At 57.0% G+C, this 24,955-nt stretch carries 14 protein-coding genes; 11 read left to right on the forward strand and 3 right to left on the reverse strand.

Going from position 1 to position 24,955, the window contains the following annotated elements; all coding sequences use genetic code 11:
• The first annotated feature begins 39 nt into the window (after positions 1 to 39).
• Positions 40 to 990 (forward strand): peptidylprolyl isomerase, encoded by a 951-nt coding sequence (locus tag ACUHMQ_RS05365; RefSeq protein ID WP_445294418.1) that lies wholly within the window; start codon positions 40 to 42, stop codon positions 988 to 990.
• A 133-nt stretch (positions 991 to 1,123) separates the two neighbouring features.
• Here the strand turns inward: ACUHMQ_RS05365 and ACUHMQ_RS05370 are convergent, their stop codons facing one another.
• Both ACUHMQ_RS05370 and ACUHMQ_RS05375 read right to left on the reverse strand, forming a co-directional pair.
• Complete coding sequence (locus ACUHMQ_RS05370) at positions 1,124 to 2,365, reverse strand: MFS transporter (RefSeq protein WP_445294419.1); 1,242 nt, start codon at positions 2,363 to 2,365, stop codon at positions 1,124 to 1,126.
• A gap of 66 nt (positions 2,366 to 2,431) precedes the next feature.
• Entirely contained in the window at positions 2,432 to 3,499 is a 1,068-nt protein-coding gene (locus ACUHMQ_RS05375) for a 3-deoxy-7-phosphoheptulonate synthase (RefSeq protein ID WP_445294420.1), read from the reverse strand.
• A 636-nt stretch (positions 3,500 to 4,135) separates the two neighbouring features.
• On the opposite strand from ACUHMQ_RS05375, the gene ACUHMQ_RS05380 reads away from it, so the two are divergent.
• The 10 genes from ACUHMQ_RS05380 to ACUHMQ_RS05425 all read left to right on the forward strand — a co-directional run bounded on the left by ACUHMQ_RS05380 (position 4,136) and on the right by ACUHMQ_RS05425 (position 17,806).
• The gene (locus ACUHMQ_RS05380) at positions 4,136 to 5,317 is read left to right on the forward strand and encodes an isochorismate synthase (RefSeq protein ID WP_445294421.1); all 1,182 of its coding nucleotides are present in this window, start codon (positions 4,136 to 4,138) and stop codon (positions 5,315 to 5,317) included.
• The gene (locus tag ACUHMQ_RS05385) at positions 5,314 to 6,954 is read left to right on the forward strand and encodes a (2,3-dihydroxybenzoyl)adenylate synthase (protein ID WP_445294422.1); all 1,641 of its coding nucleotides are present in this window, start codon (positions 5,314 to 5,316) and stop codon (positions 6,952 to 6,954) included. The genes ACUHMQ_RS05380 and ACUHMQ_RS05385 overlap by 4 nt, the downstream gene beginning before the upstream one ends.
• A gap of 224 nt (positions 6,955 to 7,178) precedes the next feature.
• Positions 7,179 to 8,051 carry an isochorismatase family protein gene (locus tag ACUHMQ_RS05390; protein WP_445294423.1) on the forward strand — a complete coding sequence of 291 codons (873 nt, stop codon included), beginning with the start codon at positions 7,179 to 7,181 and terminating at the stop codon, positions 8,049 to 8,051.
• A 1-nt stretch (position 8,052) separates the two neighbouring features.
• On the forward strand, positions 8,053 to 12,021 hold the full coding sequence (locus ACUHMQ_RS05395) for a non-ribosomal peptide synthetase (RefSeq protein ID WP_445294424.1): 3,969 nt from the start codon (positions 8,053 to 8,055) through the stop codon (positions 12,019 to 12,021).
• Between the two features lie 291 nt (positions 12,022 to 12,312).
• The gene (locus ACUHMQ_RS05400) at positions 12,313 to 13,140 is read left to right on the forward strand and encodes a siderophore-interacting protein (RefSeq protein WP_445294425.1); all 828 of its coding nucleotides are present in this window, start codon (positions 12,313 to 12,315) and stop codon (positions 13,138 to 13,140) included.
• On the forward strand, positions 13,137 to 14,075 hold the full coding sequence (locus ACUHMQ_RS05405) for an ABC transporter substrate-binding protein (RefSeq protein WP_445294426.1): 939 nt from the start codon (positions 13,137 to 13,139) through the stop codon (positions 14,073 to 14,075). Before ACUHMQ_RS05400 ends, ACUHMQ_RS05405 begins: the two co-directional genes overlap by 4 nt.
• Positions 14,076 to 14,083: 8 nt before the next feature.
• Positions 14,084 to 15,109 (forward strand): FecCD family ABC transporter permease, encoded by a 1,026-nt coding sequence (locus ACUHMQ_RS05410; protein WP_445294427.1) that lies wholly within the window; start codon positions 14,084 to 14,086, stop codon positions 15,107 to 15,109.
• Positions 15,106 to 16,173: a FecCD family ABC transporter permease gene (locus ACUHMQ_RS05415; RefSeq protein ID WP_445294428.1), complete on the forward strand. Its 1,068-nt coding sequence runs from the start codon at positions 15,106 to 15,108 to the stop codon at positions 16,171 to 16,173. The genes ACUHMQ_RS05410 and ACUHMQ_RS05415 overlap by 4 nt, the downstream gene beginning before the upstream one ends.
• Complete coding sequence (locus ACUHMQ_RS05420) at positions 16,170 to 17,012, forward strand: ABC transporter ATP-binding protein (protein ID WP_445294429.1); 843 nt, start codon at positions 16,170 to 16,172, stop codon at positions 17,010 to 17,012. Before ACUHMQ_RS05415 ends, ACUHMQ_RS05420 begins: the two co-directional genes overlap by 4 nt.
• A gap of 14 nt (positions 17,013 to 17,026) precedes the next feature.
• Positions 17,027 to 17,806 carry a 2,3-dihydro-2,3-dihydroxybenzoate dehydrogenase gene (locus ACUHMQ_RS05425; protein ID WP_445294430.1) on the forward strand — a complete coding sequence of 260 codons (780 nt, stop codon included), beginning with the start codon at positions 17,027 to 17,029 and terminating at the stop codon, positions 17,804 to 17,806.
• A gap of 90 nt (positions 17,807 to 17,896) precedes the next feature.
• On the opposite strand, the gene ACUHMQ_RS05430 is transcribed toward ACUHMQ_RS05425, so the two are convergent.
• Positions 17,897 to 24,904: a TcdA/TcdB pore-forming domain-containing protein gene (locus tag ACUHMQ_RS05430; protein WP_445294431.1), complete on the reverse strand. Its 7,008-nt coding sequence runs from the start codon at positions 24,902 to 24,904 to the stop codon at positions 17,897 to 17,899.
• Positions 24,905 to 24,955: the final 51 nt, after the last annotated feature.

Raw genomic sequence — 24,955 nt, forward strand, 5'->3', positions numbered from 1 at the left:
AGGCAATCGATCAGCTTATCCAACTAGAGGAGGCGTAGGGTGTCTCATCCCGTTTTGCGTATTACTGTGGTTGCTGTCGCCAGTATCGGTATGGCTTATGCCGCCAAGTCCGCTTCAGTCAGCCCAGCCGATGTGTTGAAACAATCGCAAGCCAGCGACTGGCGTGAGTTGGACCCGGACAATACCTTGCTGATGGAAGTGAACGGTGGCCAAGTGCTGTTTGAATTGGCGCCACGGTTCGCCCCACGGCATGTAGCCAACATTCGCAAGCTGGCACATGAGCGTTATTTCGATGGGTTGTCAGTCATTCGTGTCCAGGACAATTTTGTGACCCAGTGGGGTGCGCCGGAAGATGAAGGAAAAGTGCCCGAGAAAGCCAAACCGTTGGGTACGGCGGAAGCCAAATTGCCGGCTGAATTCTCGATCCCTCAAAAGGGGTTGGTGTTTACAAAGCTGAAAGATGCCGATGGCTTTGCCCCGATGACGGGCTTTATCGATGGTATGCCCGTGGCAGCCGACCCGAAAGTTAATCAGGCTTGGATTCCCCACTGCTATGGCGTAGTCGGTGCGGGGCGTGACAATGCTGCGGACAGCAGCAACGGCAGCAGTCTCTACGCCATTATCGGCCAGGCACCGCGGGCGCTCGACCGCAATATCACCGTGGTAGGGAGGGTGATCAAAGGTATGGAGTATCTGGCCGCCTTACCGCGCGGCGCCGGTGCAATGGGTTTTTACGAGAAACCCGAGCAGTACAGCCCAATTAGCAGCGTACGCCTGCTGGCCGACTTGCCAAAAACAGAAAGGCCGGCGTTAGAACTGCTGCGTACTGATACCCCAACCTGGCAAGCTTGGGTGGAAGCACGCCGACATGCCAGTGGCGACTGGTATGTGCATAGCGCCGAGCACATCAACGTCTGCAATCTCAGCGTGCCGATTCGGTCTGTGACGCAGCCAGTGGGCTTGAATCAGTCGACATCATCGTCCAAGTGAAGGAGAGCCTGTTCAAAGTCTCACGAGCTAGAGCAAGACAAGGTGGAAACAGCCGAGGAAGTGGAGTTTACGTGTGGTAAATGAACATTCCGAGGCTGTTTTTAACACCGTATTGCTGACGCGCAGCAGACGGTTACAGCGCCTCATGTTTCATCGGGTTGTATGCATCAGCGGGTTCCACACTATGTGGCGTGGGAGGCGCTTCTCTGGTCTGGTAAAGCTTGAACAAGCCTACCAGCACGAGTGCGGCTGAAGCTGCGGCAATCGTTGCATTCAATCTGGCACCTGTCAGTTTGCCGTTATCAGACATACTCAGGGTTGCGCTGGATACCAAGGCTGCGACGGTGATGGCGATATCCTGCACCATGCTTTGTAATGCCATATAACCCGCACGCTCGTTTGCAGCGGGCACCTGACTGGTAACGGATGCGAGGCTGACGTTGCGGCCGGCATTACCTGCCATGAACAGTACAAAGGGTAAATACAGCGGTAGATCGGTCAGTCCGAACAGCGGTGCCAGGCCCAGCAGGAAGCAGGTGCTGGCGATGATGACGGCCACGCGTGGACTGGCTTTGTCACTTACCCAACCCAATACCTGCATCAGCAGCAGGGCTGTAATGCCACCGGCGAGATACAGCAGGCTCAGGTTTTCGCGCGGGAAACCGAGATTCAGCAGGTAATAGGCTGAGAAGCTGGGAATAATCAGAAAGGCGGAAAACTGACTGGCTGCCTGGGTCAGGTAGGCAAGACGAACCTTTGGCCGGGCCAGCAACATACGCGGTGTAACGACAGTAGCTTCATCATTGATATGCGCGCGCATTGATGGGAGCAATCGGGCTACCGCGATCCACACCAACGCCGCAAGTACCGAGACAACGTAGAACGGTGTGGTCCAGCTGCCGCGTTGCGCCAATTCCAGTGCGAGGGGTACCCCGGCAATGGCTGCCAGTGAAAAACCGATCATCACTCTGGCGATGGCTTGACCACGGGCTTGTGGTGGGGTGGAGTCGATCACCATGGCCATGCCAATGGCGACGGTTGGACCGCCAACCAGACCGGTCAGCCCACGTGCCAACAATAAACTCCACAGGCCATCGGCCAGTGTTGTTGCCAATGTGCAGACGCCGAGCGCAGCCAGAAGCACGAGTAAGGCGGGTTTACGGTCGTAACGGTCGAGCCATTTGACCGACACCAACCCAGCTAACATCGAAGCCATCGTATAGCCGGCCGACAACCATCCCAGCCGGTCGGCAGGGAAATTCAGCTCCTTCGCCAAGTCTGCACCCAATGGCAACAACATCATGAAATCGAGAATGTAGACGAACTGGACCGCGGCAATGAGGGCGATAACACGCGAGTGACGGGCGTGAGCCATAGGGACAACTTTCAAAAAAATTGGGCAGGCTCTTCGCCTGCCTGAATCGGGTAAGTCTTGAAGGCTTTATTCAGCAAGTGCCGCGTAAGCCTTGCGCAACATGGATTCCGTATCGGCCCAGCCTACACAGGAGTCGGTAACCGAGCATCCATAGCGCAATTGGCTAAGGTCAGCAGGAATCGATTGATTGCCGGGTTCGATAAAACTTTCGATCATAACCCCGTTGATAGAGCGATTACCACGTTGCCGTTGGTGTATTACATCGGTGAGGACAGCCGCTTGCAGTTCCTGCTTTTTCCAGGAGTTGGCATGGGCGCAGTCGACGACGATACGGGCTTCTTCTCCTGCTTTACGTAAGGCCTGCTCAGCCAAGGCAACGCTAACCGAATCGTAATTTGGCCTGCCGCCGCCACCTCGTAGTACCAGATGCGCATATCGGTTGCCGGGTGTACGCAGGATGGCGGTACGGCCTGACTGGTCGATACCCAGGAACGATTGGGGCCGGCCTGCGGCGATGATAGCGTTGACGGCGGTATCGATATTGCCATCGGTCCCGTTCTTGAAGCCGACAGGCATGGCAAGGCCCGAGGACATCTCGCGATGGGTTTGCGACTCGGTGGTACGGGCACCAATGGCTGTCCAGCTGACCAGTTCACTCAGATAAGGTGGCGACAATGGGTCCAGCGCCTCGTTGGCGACAGGTAAGCCAAGCTCATTCACGTCAAGCAGAAAGCGGCGAGCACGCTCCATGCCCTCGGCGATCTTGCATGAGCCGTCCATATACGGGTCGTTGATCAATCCCTTCCAGCCAATGCTGGTCCGCGGCTTTTCAAAGTAGACCCGCATTACCAAGTAGAGCTGGCCCGCCAATTCGTCTGCCAACGCTTTCAGCCTTTTGGCATAGTCCAGGCCTGCAACCGGGTCGTGTATCGAGCAAGGACCTACGATGACAGCCAACCGTTGATCATGGCCATCAAGAATGTTGCTTAGCGTATGGCGACCGCTGAGCACTGTGGTCAGGGCGCGATCTGACAGTGGCAGTTTCTCCCGAACTTCGTCGGGCGACGGCATCGGTTCGATATGGACGAGCTGAGATGATAAAAGCTCGTCGTCGTTGGGTAGATCTCGTTTCATTGCGTCTCCCCTCGCCGCTGGGCGAGGTCCTCTGCTCATCAGATTTGTCTGACCAGTGTCAAACAGACACCATGTTCGGTTGGGTATTACTTCAACTGGCTTAGGGGTTGAAGTTGTCATGGTGGTCAACCAGAAGTAGTTGAAGGCTGTGCCTGACAGCGGGTGTGCTGCTGGTATTCCATAGGGCCTGTCCAAACGGTCGGGTAAGCAGGCCGTGGCGCTCTAACGTGCTGAAACCGGGCTGTACTTGGGTACATGAGGATTTCGAGCGGCATTTGACCCCCTGGTAAGGCTTGCGCAGTAAGACCGTGAACGGGTTCTAAGGGCGGCTTGGCAATGTGACTACTGCTTGGCCGCTCGCGTCCATGACAGCATGCGTTTGTTTCAATTGAATAAATGGCGATATCGGCTTGCTGAATTTCAGCTTGCCCGGTTGTCCCGATTTGCTATATTGCGCCGCATCATGCCAATAAACTTAAATGAGAGTCAATATCATTTAAATTTGCAAATGGCTCGTATTTGGTTTTAGCATGAGACCGATTTCACGGCGGCCGAGTCGCGTTTGCGGTAGGTCGATTGCAGGCTTGACACCAAATTTCTGGCGTCGAGACTCATCTATGCTTGAGGAAAACCAGGATGAACGACAGGATTCGAGAACTTGGCATCGCTTTGCGGGCCAATGATTTGCTAAGCCAATACCAGCAAGGTGCTGCCTTGTTTGCTTCCCGGTGGCAGACGTTGCTGGCCGATGGCGTACAGGCAGAGCTATCGGTCTGCGCTGAAAATGGCTTGGTCGATGCAGCGACAGACCTGTTGGGCAAGGCCCGTCGTGAGGGTGTCCGTGAACCGCGACTGCTTGGGGCTGTACCTTTCCGTTCCGATGCACCAGCCCGACTCATCCTGCCTGTGCGCTGCTTGGTTGGTCAAGGCGTTGATGGCACGATTCTGTCCTCTGCTGCGCCGATGACACAACGCGTTGGTGATATGCAAATGATGCCCCCGTCCGGTGGCTACCAGAAAAACGTTGCCAATGCCCTGAACCGGATTACCGCAAAGGACTTCGAGAAAGTGGTGCTGGCGCGTGCTTTGTCCTTGCAGGCCAAAGTCGAAATACCTTCGTTGCTGCGGCGACTCGTTGCACGTAATGCGCTTGGCTATACCTTTGCGATGCCGGTGGGGCCACAGCGTACTCTGGTGGGCGCCAGCCCTGAACTCCTGTTGTCGCGCCAAGGGCGGGAAGTCATATCACAACCGCTGGCGGGTTCCATCCCACGGTCGAACAATCCGATTGAAGATGCGCAGCGTGCGCAAGGCTTGCTGCATTCCGCCAAGGATAGGCATGAACACGCCCTGGTGGTCGACGCTGTAGCCGAGTCGCTGCGCCCTTATTGCCGTAATCTGGATGTCCCCTCCGAGCCTTCGTTGCACGCCACGCCAACCATGTGGCACCTTGGCACCAAGGTGCGTGGTGATTTGATCGACCCTACCCATGGCTCACTGGCGTTGGCGCTGGCTTTACACCCGACGCCTGCCGTATGTGGCCACCCCACCAATGCCGCGCGTGACTTCATCGCCGATGTCGAAGGATTTAATCGTGATTACTTCGCCGGCCTCGTCGGTTGGTGCGATGCAGATGGCGACGGCGAATGGGCAGTGACCATTCGCTGTGCTGAAATCGGTGTCGATAGTGCCACGCTTTTTGCGGGCGCCGGCATTGTAGCGGGGTCCGACCCAGAACTTGAGTTCGCAGAAACCAGCGCCAAATTGCGTACCATGCTGCTTGCAATGGGCTTGGAATTGGCGTCGGAGGAACAATGAAACAAGCATTATTGCCGGGTTGTGTAGCATGGCCGGAGGAGATGGCGGCACGTTATCGTGCGCTCGGTTATTGGCAGGGTAAGACGCTGGGGGGGCTGCTGGATGACAGCGCTCAGCAGTGGCCGGACCGTATCGCCTTGGTCTGTGGTGAGCGACGCTGGTCTTATGCCGAGCTGGACCAACGTGTCGACCAGTTAGCTGCAGGCTTCAGTGCTTTAGGCATCCGCTATCAGGACCGTGTGGTGGTGCAGCTGCCGAATGTGGCGGAATTTTTCGTCGCCATCTTTGCGTTATTCCGCATTGGTGCATTACCGGTCTTCGCATTGCCAGCCCACCGTCGTGCCGAGATCAGCCACTTCTGTGCGCATACCGATGCGGTTGCCTATCTGATCGCCGATATGGATGGCGGTTTTGACTACCGTCAACTTGCGCGTGAGGTACAGCCATCGGCACCCAACCTGCGCAATCTGATTGTGGTGGGAGATGCAGCTGGGTTTGTAGCATTCGACAGCCTGTACCGTGACCTCGACAAGACAGAGGGTGTGACTGCGCCAAGTGCGTCGGACATTGCTTTCCTGCAGCTTTCAGGCGGCAGCACCGGCTTGCCCAAACTGATTCCCCGCACGCACGATGATTACTTCTACAGTGTACGGGGCAGCGCCGATATTTGCGGTCTGACGCCAGATAGCGTCTACCTATGTGCGTTGCCGGTTGCACATAATTTCCCGTTAAGCTCGCCCGGCAGTCTCGGCGTGTTCTATGCCGGTGGTTGTGTAGTGCTCAGCCGCAGCCCGGCCCCCGATGCCGCCTTCCCGCTGATCGCCCGTGAAGGGGTAACACACACTGCACTGGTGCCGCCCTTGGCGATGATTTGGCTGGATGCGGCTAAGCAGAACCGGCCGGCGCTAGCGAGCCTCCAATGGCTTCAAGTGGGTGGTGCGAAACTCAGTGAGGAAGCGGCGCGTCGTGTCGAGCCGGAACTGGGTTGCCGCTTGCAACAGGTGTTTGGCATGGCGGAAGGGCTTGTCAACTACACCCGTGCAGACGACGCACTCGAATTGGTCTGGACCACACAGGGTTGCCCTATTTCACCGGACGACGAAGTCCGTGTGGTGGATGATGAAGACCGTGATCTACCAGACGGAGAAGTCGGCCATCTACTGACTCGTGGCCCCTATACCATTCGTGGCTATTACCGTGCCGAACAACACAACGAACGGGCTTTCACCGCCGACGGTTTTTACCGTACGGGTGATTTGGTGCGCCGCTTGCCCAGTGGCCACTTGATGGTCGAAGGGCGTGCCAAGGACCAGATAAACCGCGGTGGTGAGAAAGTAGCAGCGGAGGAGGTGGAAAACCATCTGCTGGCTCACCCGCAGGTTCATGACGCAGCCTTGGTGGCCATGCCCGATGCCTTCCTTGGTGAAAAGAGCTGCGCTTACATTATCGCGCGGCCCGGTGCGGCGCTGCGTATGGTTGAACTGGCTGGCTTTTTACGTGAGCGTGGCTTGGCGCAGTACAAGATTCCCGACCGTTTCGAGTTTGTCGAACAGTTCCCCAAGACCGGCGTAGGCAAGGTGGACAAACGCACCTTGCGGGAGCGCATTGCGCGCACGCTGGCCGAGTTGGCAGTGTAGTTACTTTAGAACCGGATCAAAGTCTTGTGAGCGAGGGTGTGCAGCAGACTTTGAATCGGTTCTTAGTGCCTGATCAAAGTCTTGCGAGCTAGGGCGAGACAAGGCGAAAACACCCGAGGAGGCGGAGTTTACAAATAGTAAATGAGCACTCCGAGGGAGTTTTTAACGCAGTATCGCTGACGCGCAGCAGGCTTTGATTTACCCCTATTTCAAATCGATACACCATGACCATCCCCAAGATCGCCTCCTATCCCATGCCAGTCAACATGCCCCAGAACCGGGTCAATTGGTTGCCTGAGCCTAAGCGTGCCGTGTTGCTGATACACGATATGCAGCAGTACTTCCTCGATTTCTACGATTCGAAGGCAGAGCCGGTCCCGACGTTGATTGCCAATATCCGGCAGTTGCGTGATGCGTGTGATGCAGTGGGTGTTCCGGTGGTGTATACCGCCCAACCGGGTGAGCAATCCCCCGAGCAGCGTGGTTTGTTGCAGGAATGGTGGGGTCCTGGCATTACCGCGCAGCCTGAACGTGTGCCAGTGGTGGAGGCCCTGGCGCCACGTGCTAACGACACGGTGCTGACCAAGTGGCGCTACAGCGCCTTCGCACTCAGCGATCTTGAATCGCGGATGGCTGCCATGGGTCGTGACCAGCTGATGATCTGCGGCATCTATGCCCATATCGGCTGTATGGTGACAGCGAGCGACGCTTTTATGCGTGATATTCGTCCGATCTATGTGGGCGATGCCGTAGCTGACTTTTCGCCAGAACAACACGCCATGGCGTTGGATTACGTCTCGCAACGTTGCGGTATGGTGGTGAGCACACAGCAGGCCGTTGCTGCCCTCAAGCCTGCCAACTCATTGCCTGAGAGCCTGGCAGCATTGCGCGCCGAGGTGGCCAAGCTGCTGCAGATGCCGGCTTCCGACTTGCTGGCGGATGACAACCTCTTATATGCCGGTCTCGATTCAATCCGCCTGATGAGCCTTGTTGAACGTTGGCGCACTGCCGGTGCAGATATCAGTTTCGCCCAGCTGGGTGAGCAGCCAACGTTGACGCAATGGTGGACATTGCTGAGCGCACAAGGACAACGCTGACATGGGTGCTGCCGAACAAGCCCTGGCTTTACCGCTGACCGAGGCGCAATACGGTATCTGGCTCGGTCAGCAGCTCGACCTCGCCAATCCCTCGTATTGGACTGCGGAAGGGGTGGAATTGCGTGGCGAGCTGGACGAGGTGGTGATGGAGCAGGCGCTGCGTGAGGTACTCGCAGCGTGCGATACCTTGCATATGCGTTTCGGCAGCGACCTGGAAAAGGTCTGGCAGACGCCGACCACGTTGGAAGATTGGGTGCTCGATCGCGTCGACTTTTCCATCGAGTCATCACCACTTGATGCTGCGCAAGCCTGGATGCAGGCTGCTATTGCCTGCCCCACCAGTCTGGTAGAGGGACCACTCTTCCAGTGCAAGCTGCTGCTGCTTGGGCCTGAGCATTACATCTGGTTCCTGGCTGTCCACCATGTTGCATTGGATGGGTATGGTTATGCGCTGTTAGCGCAGGCCGCGGCTGCGCGTTACACCTCGTTGCTGGCAGGGCAGGCCAGCGCACCACGCGATTGGTCGCTACTGCCGGTGGTGAATGAAGATGCAGCGTACGAAGCATCACCTGCCCGCCAACGCGATCAGGCATTTTGGTCGGCAAAGCTTGCCGATGCGCCTGAGCCTGCGTTGCTGGCTGCGCCGAAGCCGGTTACCCGTGGGGTACGCCGTCTGCGGGGCCAGCTGACGCCAGATACTTTTGATGCTTGGCAGAAGGCAGCGGCTGGCCTTTCTGTGGACTGGGCAGCCTGGGTGATCGCAGGTATTGCGACATGGCTGTACCGCCAGACAGGCAGTAACGATTTGACGCTGGGGTTGCCAGTGATGAACCGGTTGGGTTCGGTAACGTTGAACCGGCCGTGTATGGCGATGAATATTGTGCCGTTGCGTATTGTGATCGACCCGCAAGCCGGCTTTGTCGATCTTGTACGTGAAACCGCCAAGGCCATGCGCGAGATCCGCCCACATCAGCGCTATCGCTATGAACACTTGCGGCGTGACCTTGGCCGTGTCGGTGGCAGTAAACGCCTGTTCGGCACAGTGATCAACCTCATGCCGTTTGAACGGCCGTTGGATTTTGGCGGTTTGGCATTGAGCACGCTGCCAATTTCCGCAGGGCCGGTCGAGGACCTGTCGATTTCCATCGCGCCGCGTGCGGATGGTTTGCGACTCGACTTCGACGCAAATCCCGACGCCTATTCCGCAACATGGCTTGAAACCTGCCATGCCAGTCTGGTGGATACCCTCGATAGCGTACTGAAGGCATCTACTACGCCGCTGGCCGAACTGTTTGGGCAGAGCCTGAGCCAAGTATCGGGTTCACCTAATATATTGTTCCCTGCGGCGACGAGCGATACGCACGCCATTCTTTATGGCGAAGCATTGCCCGAGCATCGCGTTTCGCTGCTCCAGGCGTTTGCAGGTCAGGCTGCGATGCATCCAGACCGTGCTGCCTTGGAGCAAGACGGCCAGGTGCTGAGTTATGGCGAGCTGTTGCGCCAAGTTCAAGCACTGGCTGGCAAGCTGGTGGAGCAGGGCGTGGGTGCGGATACCCGTGTCGCCCTGCTGTTGCCACGCCAGCCAAGCACAATCGTCGCAATTCTGGCGGTATTGTGGGCCGGTGGTGGTTATCTGCCGCTGGATTTGGCCAGCCCGCCGGGCCGTATTGCGGAACTGTTAGTTGATGCAAAGCCGGTACTGCTGATCACCCAGACGCAATATGCCACTTTGGCAGGTGATACGCCGGTGCTTTGCCTGGATGATGCTGGCGCAAGCCATGCTGCGCCTCTGCTTGAAGCGGCTGCAGTGCCTAATGATGCACTGGCCTATGTGATTTACACATCCGGTTCTACCGGTCGACCCAAAGGGGTGCTGCTGGGCCGTAATGCCTTGGACCATTTCCTGGCCGGCGCGAGTATTCGGTACCAGATGAGTGCTAACGACCGGGTATTGCAGTTTGCACCGTTCCATTTCGACGCCAGTGTCGAAGAGATTTTCCTGCCGCTTACCCATGGCGCAACCCTGGTGTTGCGTACCGAAGCGATGCTGGAATCCTTGCCCCGCTTTTTGGCGGTTTGCGCACACCAGCGTATTTCGGTGCTCGATCTGCCTACAGCATTCTGGCACGAGTTGGCGCATTGCCTGGACCATGGCGAAGAGCAGCTGCCAGACAGCCTGCGACTTGTCATCATCGGTGGTGAAGCTGCCTTGGCGGAGCGGGTGGCGCGTTGGCGCACCCTGGCACCGAGCCATGTGGTGTTGCTCAATACGTATGGCCCAACTGAGGCAACCGTGATCTGCACCACTGCCGAATTGGCGGGCCCAAATGCGCTGACTTGGATTGGCGATGCGGTGCCCATCGGTCGGCCATTGCCCGGTGTGGGTATCGCCGTGGTAGATGAGGCATTGCGCCCGCTGCCATTGGGCGAGAGCGGTGAGTTGTGCCTGCTGGGTGGTGGTCTGGCGCGTAGCTATTACCAGTGCGAAGCGGAAAATGCCCAGCGTTTTGTGCCAATGACTGCGCTGGAAGGTAACCCGCGTGCCTACCGCACTGGCGATCAGGTTCGTCTGGCTGAAGATGGGCAGATTTACTATCTCGGCCGGCTCGACGATGAATTCAAGCTCAGCGGTTACCGCATCTCGCCTGCCGAGGTGGAAAGCGCGTTGCTGGCTTGCCCTGGTGTAGTCGAGGCCGCAGTACTGGGCCAGACCCTGGCTGGTGGTATCAAGCAGCTGGTCGCTTTTGTGGTGGCCAATGCAGAGCTGCAGGATGTTGCCGATCTACGAAGCCTGCTCTTGCAACGTTTACCAGCCCCGGCGGTACCAGGCGTCTACAACCTGCTCGAACGCCTGCCGCGTAACGCCAATGGCAAGATCGACCGTAAGGCATTGGCGAGTGTGGCGCAAAAGCGTGACCCAGCCGCCCCGATGGCGTTGACACCGATGGAAACCGTGGTGGCCGATGTATGGCGTGAAGTGCTGGGTGTTGATGGTCTGCGGCCTGATGATGACTTCTTTAGCCTGGGCGGCAAATCGTTGCAGGCCATCCAGGTTGCTAACCGTCTGCAGCTGGTATTGCGCAGGGAAGTCGCGGTGTCGATGCTGTTCAGCCACCCCACGATGGCGGCGTTGGCATTGATGCTCGATGCAACCGAGGCAGTTGGTCACCAGCCACCAGATGGCGGCAATGAATTCGCGCCTTTATTGACCATACAGTCTGGCACCGGCCCGGCACTGTTCTGCATCCACCCTGCCGAAGGTTTGTCCTGGTGCTACTTCGGTTTGGCGCGACAACTGCCTGGCGTACCGCTCTATGGGTTGCAAGCCAGAGGACTGAGCGGCGATTTGCCGCAGTCATTCGAAGCCATCGTGGACGACTATATCGCCCTGTTGCAAACAGTCCAGCCGCAGGGGCCTTATCGTCTGCTGGGGTGGTCGGCCGGTGGGGCGATTGCCCAGGCTATGGCAACCCAATTGGAGGCCTTGGGGGAGGCGGTGAGCCTGTTGGCCTTGATGGATGCATATCCCAGCGAGTGCTGGCAGGGTAAGGCAGAACCCACTGAGCGCGAGGCGCTGGTGGCGCTGTTGGATGTGGGGAGCGACAAGTCGGTTGACGACAATGGCGAACCACTCTCTATTGAGGCCATCCTTGCATTACTATGCCGACCCGGCAGACCGCTGGCGGGTTTTGATCAATCGCGCATCAAGAATCTGACGGCGGTGACCTTGCGCACCATGCAGCTGTTCCGAGCAGCAAGCACCCGGCGATTTGAAGGCGACCTGCTGCTGTTTGCTGCCAAGCAAAGGCCGGCTGAATCCCAGAAGCCTGACGATTGGAAGCCCTGGATTGGCGGTGTGATCGACAGTGTCGAGGTGGATTCCACACATTCGGCAATGACATTGCCCGCGCCGTTGGAACACATAGGCCAGGTGTTGGCGCAGAGGTTGTTGCCGCAGCAGGCCAGTTGAATCGAGAAACTTTGCGCCATGAGGGTGGTGCAGGGTTGAAACCTGTACAGTGCCTGGTTGCTTTGCCCCGTATGAGAGTGGCCGGCAGCAGGTTCTGAGCAGTTTTGTGACGCAGCAAGAACCTGTTTACGATCTGTCGCGAGCAGCTGTCAGCAGGGTGAAGCGCAGCGCAGAAACCGGAGTGTACTTAGGTACATGAGGATTTTGAGCAGCACATGAGGCCTGATCATAGCTGCGCAGTAAGATCGTAAACAGGTTCTAAGAGATTACATACAAGAAATAGGAATCGTGATGAGCAAACCACGTACCCCGCCGCGCTTACTGAGCGTAAGGCGGATTACACAGCTGGCACCGCAATTGCGTCGCATTACGTTGGCTGGTCCGGCCCTGGAAGGTTTTCCTGAAGGGGAGGAAGGCAGCCATATCAAGCTTATGCTTGCACGTGAAGGGCAAGTCGAGCCGGTATTGCCGACGTTGGGTCCGGATGGTCCGATCTGGCCGCCAGCAGACCAGCGGCCGATTTCGCGTACTTACACGGTGGCGCGTTATGACGCAGCAGCCGGCGAGCTGGATGTGGATTTTGTGATGCATGGCGATGATGGTCCCGCGTCGCGTTGGGCAATGCATGCCCAACCGGGCGATGCCATTGGTGTGGCTGGCCCCGCTGGGCCGGACCGCCATCAGCGCGATGCCGATTTCTACTTGCTGGTGGGCGACCCGAGCTCACTGGCAGCGTTGTCTGCGGTATTGAATGCTTTGCCGGCCGATGCCTGCGGCAGTGTGCTGATCGAAGTGCCGAACCGGGAAGAGATCATCCCGCTATCACACCCTGCTGGCATGACTTTGCAATGGCTATCGCGCGATGGTGGGGCGGCTGGCGTCAGCACATTGCTGCTCGATGCGGTGCGTAATCTGCCTTGGCCAACGGGAAAGGTATCGGTGACCTTGGCTGGCGAGAGCGTGCAGGTGGTGGCGATTCGCGACTTGCTGTTGAATGAGCGCAAACTGCCGCGCGCCATGTTGTATGCCGTGCCGTATTGGAAGGATACCTATACCGAAGAGGCCTACCATGCTGAACGCCATCGCATCATGGATGAGTTGGACGAGGTGGCGACATGAGCTTACTTAATCGATTAGGCCATGTGTTGTTGGCACTGTACTCCGCCGCAGCCCTGGCCGGCATGCATACGGTGAACGACGCCCAGGGACGGGCTGTTTCAGTACCCGATACACCACAACGCGTTGTGGTTTTGTCGGAACTTGATCTTGATGCGGCGCTTGCGTTGGGTATCAAACCCGTTGGTTCAACCCTGGGGCGTGGGCAGGGCACCATGCCGCGTTATTTGGGTACTGCCACTTCGGGAATTACCCCGGTTGGGCAGTTTGCCAGCCCGGTGCTCGACAAGGTGCTGGCGCTCAAGCCCGACCTGATTCTGGCGGGCGGGGTATCCGATCCGGAGTTGTTGACCTTGCTCGGTAAGGTTGCGCCGACTGTAGCCAGCTACAAATTGGGTGAGGATTGGCAGACTGCATTGCGCCGTATTGCCGATCTGACCGGCCGTGCCAAGGAAGCGCAGGCCGTTCTTTCGGGCTACCAGCAAAAAGCTAGCGCATTGCGTACCCGGTTGGGCGCGGCGGCTGGTGCACGTGTCAGTGTTGTTCGCTGGAATCCGCAAGGCCCGGCCTATATGTTGCGCGATGCGTTCTCCAGCAAGGTGCTGGCGGATATCGGCTTGCAGCGCCCAGCAGGTCAAGACCAGGCAGGCATTGCCCATTCGCCGCCTTTGAGCATGGAATCGCTACAGCGTATCGATGGTGACTGGCTGTTTGTCGGCACACTCGCGCCCGATGGCCAAGCCAGTGAGGCGATGACTGCAGCACGCCAAAGTCCGGCGTTCCGTCAGCTGGCTGCGGTGCGCAATGGCCGCATGGTGGCGGTGGATGGTTCGCTTTGGACCAGTTTGGGCGGCCCACTGGCAGCGCAGGCTGTGCTGGCTGAAGTTGAGAAGGTAATGAGCCCGCCGGTTCCCAAGCCTGTTGCACCAAAATCGTAGGTAGCAACATGTACTTTTATCTCACGGGTAGACCGCCAAGTGCGCTCTACCTTGCTTTGTTTGTACTGCCCGCGTTGGCAGTTTTGTCGCTTCTATTCGGGGCGGGGCCTGTTGGCCCGGTTGAAAGTCTGCAGCTTTTGCTGGGGCAAGTGGATGCGGCATCCACGTCTGCATTGTCGGTTTTGCTTGATCTGCGCCTGCCCCGCACGCTGGCCGCTGTTCTGGTAGGCAGCGCCTTGGGTGTGGCGGGTTCCCTGTTGCAGACGGTCACCCGTAACCCATTGGCCGAGCCCGGCTTGTTGGGCGTCAATGCCGGTGCAGCCTTGGGTGTCGTGTTGGGCATCACCTATGCCGGTGCACAAAGCGGCCCGGCATATCTGCTCTGGGCTGGTCTGGGTGCGATGGTTGGTAATGTATGTGTACTGGCGGCGGCACATTGGCGGCCTGCTGTTCATGCACCGTTGAGGCTGGTATTGGCCGGAGTTGCACTCGGGGCAAGCTTTCAGGGACTGACTGCAACGCTATTGCTGGGCCAGCCCGCAGCTTACGAGCAGTATCGTTTCTGGGAACTTGGTTCCTTGGCCGGGGCGACGATGGCGCTGTGCGGCTGGGCAGCGGTACCGATTGTGTTCGGTTTGGTCAGCGCGCTGATGCTGGCGCGCCCCTTGTCGGCATTGTTGCTGGGGGATGACCTTGCACGCAGCCTTGGTCATAGTCCCGTTGTATTACGCTTGGCGGTGGCAGTGACGGTAACCTTGTTGACTGGCAGCGCGGTTGCCCTGTGTGGCCCGGTAGCCTTCCTGGGGTTGTTGGCGCCGTTTCTGGCCCGCGCTTGGGTAGGGAGCGAACTTGCGCTTCAGCTGCCGGTGGCGGCAGGTATCGGGGCCAGCCTATTGCTGGTTGCGGACCTGTGCGCAAGATTGGTTGCTCAACCCTTCGAAACGCCACTCAGTGCACTGACTGCCTTGCTGGGAGCGCCGCTGCTGGTATGGCTTGCGCGGCGGGACCTGACTGCGAGCGGGGTGAAAGCATGAGCGCGCGCGATACGTCGTTAACCGTTCTGGAGCCCGGCTTGGTAACGCTGCGGCTGGGCCGACTGTCTTTCCTGTTCGCACGGCGGGCGTTATTGGCAGATGGCTTGCTGGCCCTTGGGTTGGTGTTCGCGATGTACATTGCCTTGCAGGCGGGTTCAACTTGGATAAGCGCTGGCGAGTTGTGGGCAGTATTGTCGGGCCACGGTGAACCCGGACCGCAACTGTTGGTTTACGAGTTCCGCTTGCCGCGTGTACTGGTCGGGCTGCTTGCGGGTGCTGCGTTGGGGCTTGCAGGTGGCTTGCTGCAGACGCTGACGCGCAACCGGTTGGCAACACCCGATCTGCTTGGTCTGGCCGATGGTGCGACCTTGGCCATGTTGCTGGCTTTGCTCGCCGGCAGTACTGGCATGCTCGGGCCATGGTGGGTGGGGCCGCTGGGTGCACTGGGTGCCGTAGGCCTGTTGATGTTGCTGGCAGGCAATATGGGCACGCAGGGCCAGCGCCTGTTGATTGTTGGTCTGGCTCTGGGGGCGTTGCTGCGTGCCGGGCTGGAGCTTGCGATGTCGAGGCAGGAACTGTTGCACGCCAGTGCGTTGTATAGCTGGAGCCTAGGCAGCCTGAATGGCCGTGGTTATACCGCAGCCATACCATTGGCGGTGGCATTGGGCGTATTGCTGCCCATCACATTGTTAAGTCACCGCCGGTTGGCGTTGCTGCGTTTCGAACCCGATCTTGCGTCTAGCCTGGGCTTATCGCTGCGAATGTGCCAATGGCAGGCATTGCTCACGGCGGTGGTGTTGGCTGGTTTGGCGATAGGCTTATGCGGCCCGATTGCGTTTGTCGCGCTTGCCGCGCCTTTGCTGGCGGAGAAATTGAATGGCGGCGGCCGCCTTGCCCTGCTGGGCAGCGCATTGGCGGGCGCCATCCTGGTGGTGCTGGCCGATACCGTGGCGCGCATCATCCTGCCTGATACCGATCTGCCTGTCGGCGTTGTCTGTAAATTACTTGGCGGCCCTTGTTTGTTATGGCTGTTGTTCGCCGAGCGCGAGAGGAGGCATCCATGAATATGCCGGGAAATACGGAAGTCCTGAGACCCCATCTCAGTGTGGAGAAGCTGGTTGCTACGCATGGCACGCGTGAAGTGCTGCATGGGGTGGATGTCACGGTGTATCCGGGGGAGCTGTTGGCGATTGTCGGCCCCAATGGTTGCGGTAAATCGACGCTGCTGCGTTGTATGGCGCGCTTGCATCAACCCAGCGCGGGCAAAGTCTTGCTTGATGGGCAGGACATGTCGCGCCTGCGTGCCCGTGAGGTGGCCAAGCAGTTGGCCTTGCTACCACAAAGTCCGATTGCGCCGGAGGGCATCAGCGTCGCCGGTCTGGTGCGTCATGGCCGTCATCCACACCAGGGGCTGTTCAGCCAATGGTCGAGCGAGGACGAACGTGCCGTCCGACATGCGCTAGCCGCGACCGAAGTCAGCGCGCTAGCCGAAAGACGGCTTGATGAGCTGTCGGGCGGGCAACGGCAGCGTTGCTGGCTGGCGATGGCCTTGGCGCAGGAGACCCCCATCCTGCTATTGGACGAGCCTACTTCGATGCTTGACCTGGGCCACCAATTGGAAGTGCTGGGCCAGCTCAAGCGCTTGGCAATGCTGGGGCACAGTGTTGTGCTGGTATTGCATGATCTGGCAGCGGCAGCACGCTATGCCGACCGCCTGTTGGCGCTGCGGGATGGCCGTGTGATTGCCCATGGTACGCCACGTACTGTGGTGACGCCTGATCTGATCCAGCAACTTTATGGGGTCGATGCCGATGTATTGCATGCCCCAGGGGATGGTGCACCGGTGGTCGTGCCTAAGGTTGGGTCACGCGCGCCGGCCGAGGTTGAATTTGCCCATTTATAGAACGGGAGTTTTGCATGGAATTTGCAGGCAAGGTCGCGCTGGTCAGTGGCGCTGCACAGGGTATAGGTGCTGCAGTAGCGCACATGTTGGCAGCAGGTGGTGCAACGGTTGCGTTGCTGGACCGTGACGCGGCGGGGTTGGCGCATCAGGTCACGGAATTGCAGCGCAGCGGGGGGCATAAAGCCCTGGCCCTTGCTGCCGACCTGCGGGATGGTACGGCCATCAACGCCGCAGTGGTGCAGTGCGAATTGGAGTTGGGCGCGATTGACATCCTGGTCAATGTCGCCGGCATCTTGCGGCCCGGTAGCATCCTGGGGATGAGCGATACCGATTGGGCCGATACCTTTGCCGTCAATACAACTGGCCCCTTCCAGCTTTGTCGGGCAGTGGCCCAAGGCATGGTGCAACGGGGCAGAGGGGCAATCGTTACCGTGGGTTCCAATGCGGCGGCGGTGCCCAGGTTGAATATGGCGGCCTATTGCGCATCCAAGGCGGCAACTGCCCATTTCATGCGTTGCCTGGCGCTGGAGTTGGCCCCGCATGGTGTTCGTTGCAATACGGTGTCGCCGGGCTCGACGCATACCGCAATGCAGCGTCAGCTCTGGACCAGCGCGGATAGCGCGCAGAAGGTGATCGATGGCGATATCGATGCTTGGCGTTTGGGCATTCCACTGGGCCGTATTGCCGACCCGGATGACATCGCCGAAGCGGTATGCTTTTTAGCGTCCGACCGGGCACGGCAGATTACGATGCATGACCTGCGTGTAGACGGTGGGGCTACGTTGGCGGCTTGATTACCATCTCTAACTTGCAGCTTTTGCAAGCCGCTGTCAGCCAGGCAAACCCGCGATAAGGGTGGATCGCAGGTTTGTCTGTCACCCGATTTAAACAGTCCGCGCTATCTCTTTGCTCCGTGGTGGTATTGCGTTACTAGCCAGTGGTGCAGGTTCCTTGAACAGATCGTACAGCGGGTTCAGTGTGCGTACTGTTCGTTCCCTGTCGGGTAAGACCAGGCTGACTGCGGCATTCAGCGCACTTGGTGCGGCATATGCATTCTTGAAGACCAGGGACTTTCCCGCAATTGGGTCCAGGATCACCCAATCATCCCCCACCCGCTCCACTTGCAGTGCATATGGATTCGGCAGGGTCAGTTTGATTTGCATTCGAGCTGCATCGGCCGGTGCTATCTGGCTAAGATCGACAACTACGTTCCGATAGTGCGACCACAATACGGCATCGAGTGTCATGGTCGACGGGTCGCGAGGGGTTATGACCAGTTGGTCTATGCCTTTGATCTGTGGGGGAGGCGCATAGGTCGTGGTCTGCAGCGCAAGGGTGTTACCCAGGACAGACAGGCTTGGAACAGCTTGTGTTTCTATGTTGCGGGGAAAGGGGATACGTGTGAGTAACTTGGCCCCTTGCCCAAAGGCTTCTGACAAGTCGGTATCGTCGAGCAACCACTGTTTATATAGTCTTGAAGAGCTGGGGTCATAAAGCCATGCGTACAGCGTGCTGCCGGCATCAAGCCCCAGTAACTGAACAGTATCTGGTAACCCGGGATCGGCAATGACGACTGTATCCTCCTTTAACCAGACGGCAAGTGCAGTGTTGTCTGAATCTTTGATATCCAGTACCGACAAAGTATCCGTGCCTGCCAGTGCTTTCAGATCTTGCCACCAGCTGGGGTGATTTTTAAGCCAGGTTCCGGTGACTGCGATTGGGCTCAGCTTGCCTTGATGGTTGAGTTTCTGCACCAGCCCGTCTTGCGTGACGATAAAGGGTTGGCCATTGACGATGCTCAGTTGTGTAAGACCGGGCAGGTCTAGAAGGGTGGCGACAGTGTTACGTCCTTCCTGCCGGAATACCTGCTTTTCCTTGGCACTGTAGAAATAGAACACCTCGCTCCCGTTAGTAAGACGGCTGCAACTCGCCAGCGTAAGGTCCGGCGGCACGATATAGTCGTTGTATCGCACTATTGGCGGCAATACGGGTTTGATTACCGCGCCATCGTGCCGGCGTAGCCAGAAACGTTGCCGTAGCTTTCCGGCTGGGGCAGCTTGGTCGACGGCGATATAGCCATCTGCTGGTAGCTGTGCTGGTTGTGGAGAAGGGGTATTGGGGAGGATGGTTTCTGCGCTGCCAAGCAACTGGCGTAAGGTAGCCGCCAAGTCCGGTATTTGTCCGGTGGTATTGAATTGCTCAACAAACGTGGCGCCGGCGCGAATGCGCACAAGCTGCAGCGTGTCTCCGACGATTCGGTAGATAGCAATGTCTTGTGTCCCGGGTGGGTGTGCCACCAAATAGACAGACCCCATTTCCTGCCATACCTTCAAGCTGCCAGAGTTTGAAGGCAAACGGTAACGGGCGCGAGTTTCCTTGGTATTCACATCAACGCGCAGTACCTGGTGCGGCTGGGAGGATTGGTCATAGAAATAGGCGTCATTGCCGGACTGGGTCACCAATACGGCATTGGGATAGTCTTTGGCGTATAGGTAGCGTGCGTTTTTGACATCGTAGTAAGCACGCGGGATAGGAGAAGCCGGTTGCCCACCTTGTGCAGGGGGGACATAGTGGAGAATCAGGACATAGTCGCTGGTTAGCTGGTGGTGGCTGGCGAGCCTTTGCAGGTGGGAAGACAGGCTTTCCCCGCGCGTTTGCAGCGTTGCTGCATCGATAACATTAGTGGGTACGGGTACCTCCTGCCGGGTACTTAGATTCAGTCGCACCATCTGGTCGTCTTGTTTAAGTACATGTATCTCTTGGGGAGGCACACTATCGGGAAGAGAGATAGTGATACCGCCTATTGAGAGGGTACCCGACCCGAAAACGACATCGCGGTTGGAAAGGGCGCGTGCATCGAGTACCCATTTCGTGTTTGCAGGGTCGTCTGACTTCAGTGTCACCCGGCTGCCTGGCTCCAGGCCAAGCCGATATTCACCACTTTGCGCCTGCAAGACATAGTGCAGGTGACCATGCAGCTCGTTGGGTAATTTCGGCATCTGTAAATTGCGTATATACCGGTCCAGCATCACCTTTATATCGGTTGGAACGTATTCAAAAGAGATCTTCTCGATGATTTGCTCAGAGGGAAAAATGTAGAAGTCGTAGTCAAAATCCCCCTGTTCCTCAAGCTTGCGTAGAACATTAAAGCCATGGTCAGCACCAGCGAATAAGTGCCTCGTGGTTGCAAAGGGCAGCAGGTTATACCGGTAGTCGATGTAGTACTTCGGGATGGCTGGCAGAAGCAATGAGTTGGCCCCACTGTCAGGCTGCTGTGAGTTGCTGTCGCCTGGCAGGGAGGATTGTGGCGCAATATTGAGCCGGCTTAGAATATCCAGCGCTAGGCTTTTATCCGGCATACTCTTAGGCATGTCGCCTGCCCAGAAGAAGTAATGAATCCTTCCTGACCCTGTAATCCCGTGGCGGGAGCTATAGAGCATCGGCGATGAAAAAGTAGCCTGTCGTTCCCTTAAGTCCAATGTTTGGAACACGGCGAGGGGGAAGGGCACCAATAGCTGATTGCTGGCATCGTAGCGGTATCCACCGCTGGCCGTTGGCGTTTTGCTGGCGTAGGCGCTTTTTAGCTGGGCGAAATGGTCGGCCACCGCTTCTGTATTCGCTGCGATTTCTGAAAACCGCTCTGCAAGCCCTACTATGCCCACCCCCAGTCCAGCAAGGAGTACGCCGGCTGGCCCTGTTATCGCCGCAACTTCTGCGCCCCCTAAAAAGCCTATGCCCTCCAGTACAAGACTTGCTGAATCAAAGGCGAGCTGGGTGCCAAAAATGGTTTTTTGCTGTTCACTACTGGCTTGGCTGAGCTCGTAAATATCCAGCCCCCAGTTTATGAATTGGAGCCCTGTGCCTGCTTTCGCCAGTAATTTGCTACTGGCGCCAGGTACGGAGCGAAGCGCATCTTCAGTACTGAGCGCATTCTTGACGAGTTGTCTGAGCTGATTGAGGTCTTGTAATGCCGCATGCCCTAGTTGCACCATGTTTACATAGTCATGAATCTGTAAAGCCAGGGCGAGATTCTGGTCTACCGAGGGGCCGGCGCTGGTAGTGTCTTGTCGGTCTTTTTCGTTCAGTTTTCTGATCAGGTATTGGAAGATGGTTGCAGCCGTAAGCCCTGTTCCATCAATCGATGAGCCCTCGTGATCGTTTTCTTCGCGTATCAATCGGCGTTTCTCAGCCAGATAACGCGTTGCATTGATGAAGCCTGCGTCGCTGCCTTCATAACGTTCGATGTTCTCGGGATTCTGGCGGTTGCTGAAAGCAATACTGTAGCGGCCATTGGGTTCCTCTTTCACTGTATCCAGCAGGGGTACCCATTGCTCTGGGTGTTTTTCAGGTGTAATGAAATGATTTGTCGCGCGCCTAAGCTCTTCCACTACCCGGTCGGCCTCTTGTTGTTGCAGGCCTAGTTGTATGAGCGATTGATCGATGAAGTGAGCTTGGATGGCCCGGGCAGGTTGTCGCAATGCGGTGTCAGTCAAAAGCAGGGTTCGATCAGCAAGTGGATTGACCAGATCGTTCCGGCTTGAAGATTTGCTGATGGCGCCGCGTCCATTGGTCTCGACGATGATTTTCTGTGAGCTGTTTCCTGCTTTCCAGTTCGCATCGCCTTGTTCTGTGAAATGGAGTGTCTCGTATCGCCCCATCGTATTGACGCGAGTCAAAGCGTCACGCGCATGGATAGCTACTCTTGCACTAGGGGCTCGCCGGGCAATGCGTTCTGCCATTTGTTCAGCGAGGAGATGGTTGTATGAGCGTGGACCCATTTCCCCTGCCCCTGTTCCCAACAAGGTAATCTGCGATGGCAGCGCACCTGCTAAGTCAGCACCAAATAGCTTGGTGACAAGTTGATCAGCACTGAGACCTGCGAGTTGTGTGCCGCTGGCCATCTCGTCTGTTCTATCGGTATGTCCGACCACCCAAAGGGAGGCAGCATTGAGGTAGGGGAGTTGGTTCAGACTGTCGAGAGAGACGGCATCGACTATTTTGCCTTTACCCGCAGTGGGGTTCCACTGTAGCCAGCGTACCTGATCAGCTTGGTATTTCCGGTAAAGACTAAGTGCGGTATTGAAACTGATGGGGTCACCATCGAGTTGGATGATGATATGCGGTTTAGAAGCCTTACTTGATGCGTCCCCTGCGGTAGCGACGATATGCGGGCGGCTAAGCTCTGATGGTGAGGGCTTGCGCCACTGCTCGGTATTCACGGCGCGATAGTCGTTAATCGGCACACCGTGTGTAATAAAGGCATCGTATTTGGCAGCAACGCCGCCCCGTGCACTGATTTGTTCTTGTGACAGCCAGTTCCCAGGTGCCGTGTTGGTGAATTCTCCCGTTACCTCGCCATCCCGGAAAAGAATGTTATTGCTTCGTAACTCATCCTGGCATCGGATACAGGCGGGTTTTGATATACCAAAAGTCGCGTATTCCAGGTTTTTTCCCTGGCTTTTCAAATAGGACAGTAGCTGCATCTCTGCATGGGGCGCTGCGGTGTCTTCGTAATTGGCTGGTGTCTTTGCCATCTCCACAAAGACAACTTTGTCGAATGGCGCCTCATCCGCGAGTTCGTTATAAAGTTGATCAAGTATGGCAACGCGATTACTGGGATTATCCTGCTGAAGTGAAAAAGCGATAGCGTCGTTCTTATTCGGTTTATTAACGGTATTGTCTTTGGTTATGTTGCTGGCAAGCGTCTTGTAATTGGCCGAGATATATAAGGTATCGTCAACGACAGCAACTGCGACCGTACTCATCCGGATATCGCTGACATCGTTCCAGCCCTTGGTCATTTTGGGCGGCTCGGGTTGCGTGTGGCCTCCTTCAATGTAGGAATTGATCCTTAATTGTTGTTCTTTTCTTTGCTTGAATTCCGTTACACATTGGGTAACGCGCTCTTCAAAAATCCGGGCATTTTCCTGAATGAGTTTGGGTGAAGTACGGCCGTTACTATTTGGCGTATTCGGGGGGCGGCCAATATTTATTTCAATGTGTTCATTGGAAAAGGCGGAGGCCAGGATAAAGTTGGCGAGCTTATCCTCAAAACTCAGTGTATTAAGCGATAAAGGCAAAGGCCTTTTCTGTGCGCCGATAGCCTCGTAACTGTAAATAAGGTGACGGTTATTTGGCCGGTTGATGGTGAGGCGTCTGCTGGCATCATCGTACAGGTGAGTGATGGCTTGATTGGGTGCTGCGCTGTCCAGTGTGCTCAAGAGCCGGCCCAGTCCATCGTAGCCATAACTTTGTTGTCGGTTGCCGTCGCTGCGCACTTCGACTTTAGTCAACAGTCTGCCTGAAAGGTCGTAGGTATAGCGTGTCGTCTGGCATGTATTGGCGTTATCGCCGCTGGTGACGGTATTGCAAGAGCGGATGACCTGTTGCAAACCACCTCGGCCATCATAGGCATAGTCTTCCCGGCTAACCTGATTGGCTTGTGTTCTGGCCCAGGTTTCCAGTTCCGTGAGCGAGGGGGAGGCTTCGACTGCCAGAGGGCCGACGTTGTAGCGGCCATGGTTGTAATCGAGCTGGCTGGTGCGTTGGCCAAATCCATCATAGTGGTACTCGGTAACCTGTCCTGTGTGGGTCAGGACAAAGCGCAGGTTCTGCTTGTCGTCATACACATAGCGCGTTGTTTGTGCGCCGCTACCCTGGGCTGCACCGACCTTGGTGGTAGGGTAGCTGGTTTCGGTGATCAGCTGGTTTTGGTTGTTGTAGCGGTGCTCGATCCGCCTGCCACGTGTGTCGCGCTGGCTCAGCAGGTTGCCGTTGGCGTCATAGGTATAGTCACTTCTATCTCCATGAGCATTGGTGGTCTGGCTCAGGTTGCCGTTGGCATCGAATTGATAGCGCAATGTCTGGGTACGACCTTTTACTACCGGACCGGTGATTTCGGTGAAGCGGCCTTGGATGTCGCAGGTATAGCGGGTAGTCTGGCCGAGTGGATTGATTACCGTGGTGATGCGCTGAGCAAGGTCGTAACTGAAGCGGGTGATACGTCCCAAACTGTCTGAAATACTCGCAACACGGTAATCATTGTTGGCGACGAGCTGGTAGCTGAAATGCAGTTCATTGCCATCGGTCTGAGTCAGGGAAGTAAGACGCTGACTGGTGCCGTCATAGCCATATTTCACTGAGTAGACCTTGCCATCGGCAATGCTGTTGTCGTTTGGACTAAGGTCGATGCTTACTTCGTTAAGGCGGTTAAGGTTGTCGTACCGGTAATACGTGCGGCTGACCGCTGTGCCATCTGCACCGGTGATTTTTTCCTGGCTGAGGTTGTGGCCGGTATAGACATAATCGATGCAATCGCCATTGGCCAGCGTGGTCTTATTCAGCAGGCCACTGTTGAAGGTGTAGGTAATCGTATTGCCGGTCGTGTCTTTGACTTGATCAAGGCGGTAGATGCTGCCATCGGGCTTGTAGCGTTCCTGTATGCGGCTGTTGCCTTCGGTCCAGGTCCAGGCTCCGCCATCCTGGCTGAGCGTATCGTGTGCGCCGTCACCATCGGTGCTGATATAGCGGCCATCACGGTAAGTAAAGCGTTGCACACTGCCATCGGCGCTGATGCGTTCAATCGTGCTGCCCGCTGTGTTGGCGGTACCGGTGAGATTACGCAACTGCCGATAGCCACTGACCCACCAGGCATCGTTGTTGTCATCGGTGAACTTGGCTTGGCTGTTGTAGGTACGTAGGACATCAGCGTCTATGCCGCGGCCTACCAATAACTCATCGCGCCGTTGCAGTATGACATTGCCTTGGGCAACGTTGACGAAGATCTGTTCGCCAGCCTGCCCGAATATTCCCGGTGCTTGAATTCGATCTATGCGTGGCGCAAAGCCACCATGAAACAACCCCGTATCCTGTCCCGCAACGATCTTGACCATGTCTATGTCCTCTAAAGCAAGCGAGCTGCCCCTGAAGTGGGGGGCGGACAT

This window comes from Chitinimonas violaceus (genome assembly GCF_052601015.1).

What these genes read in the sequence shown, in the direction of transcription:
- ACUHMQ_RS05390 (WP_445294423.1), top strand. Translation starts at nt 7,179, where the DNA reads ATGACCATCCCCAAGATCGCCTCCTATCCCATGCCAGTCAACATGCCC.
- ACUHMQ_RS05395 (WP_445294424.1), top strand. Translation starts at nt 8,053, where the DNA reads ATGGGTGCTGCCGAACAAGCCCTGGCTTTACCGCTGACCGAGGCGCAA.
- ACUHMQ_RS05425 (WP_445294430.1), top strand. Translation starts at nt 17,027, where the DNA reads ATGGAATTTGCAGGCAAGGTCGCGCTGGTCAGTGGCGCTGCACAGGGT.
- ACUHMQ_RS05380 (WP_445294421.1), top strand. Translation starts at nt 4,136, where the DNA reads ATGAACGACAGGATTCGAGAACTTGGCATCGCTTTGCGGGCCAATGAT.
- ACUHMQ_RS05430 (WP_445294431.1), bottom strand. Translation starts at nt 24,904, where the DNA reads ATGGTCAAGATCGTTGCGGGACAGGATACGGGGTTGTTTCATGGTGGC.
- ACUHMQ_RS05420 (WP_445294429.1), top strand. Translation starts at nt 16,170, where the DNA reads ATGAATATGCCGGGAAATACGGAAGTCCTGAGACCCCATCTCAGTGTG.
- ACUHMQ_RS05400 (WP_445294425.1), top strand. Translation starts at nt 12,313, where the DNA reads ATGAGCAAACCACGTACCCCGCCGCGCTTACTGAGCGTAAGGCGGATT.
- ACUHMQ_RS05405 (WP_445294426.1), top strand. Translation starts at nt 13,137, where the DNA reads ATGAGCTTACTTAATCGATTAGGCCATGTGTTGTTGGCACTGTACTCC.
- ACUHMQ_RS05385 (WP_445294422.1), top strand. Translation starts at nt 5,314, where the DNA reads ATGAAACAAGCATTATTGCCGGGTTGTGTAGCATGGCCGGAGGAGATG.
- ACUHMQ_RS05370 (WP_445294419.1), bottom strand. Translation starts at nt 2,365, where the DNA reads ATGGCTCACGCCCGTCACTCGCGTGTTATCGCCCTCATTGCCGCGGTC.
- ACUHMQ_RS05415 (WP_445294428.1), top strand. Translation starts at nt 15,106, where the DNA reads ATGAGCGCGCGCGATACGTCGTTAACCGTTCTGGAGCCCGGCTTGGTA.
- ACUHMQ_RS05410 (WP_445294427.1), top strand. Translation starts at nt 14,084, where the DNA reads ATGTACTTTTATCTCACGGGTAGACCGCCAAGTGCGCTCTACCTTGCT.
- ACUHMQ_RS05375 (WP_445294420.1), bottom strand. Translation starts at nt 3,499, where the DNA reads ATGAAACGAGATCTACCCAACGACGACGAGCTTTTATCATCTCAGCTC.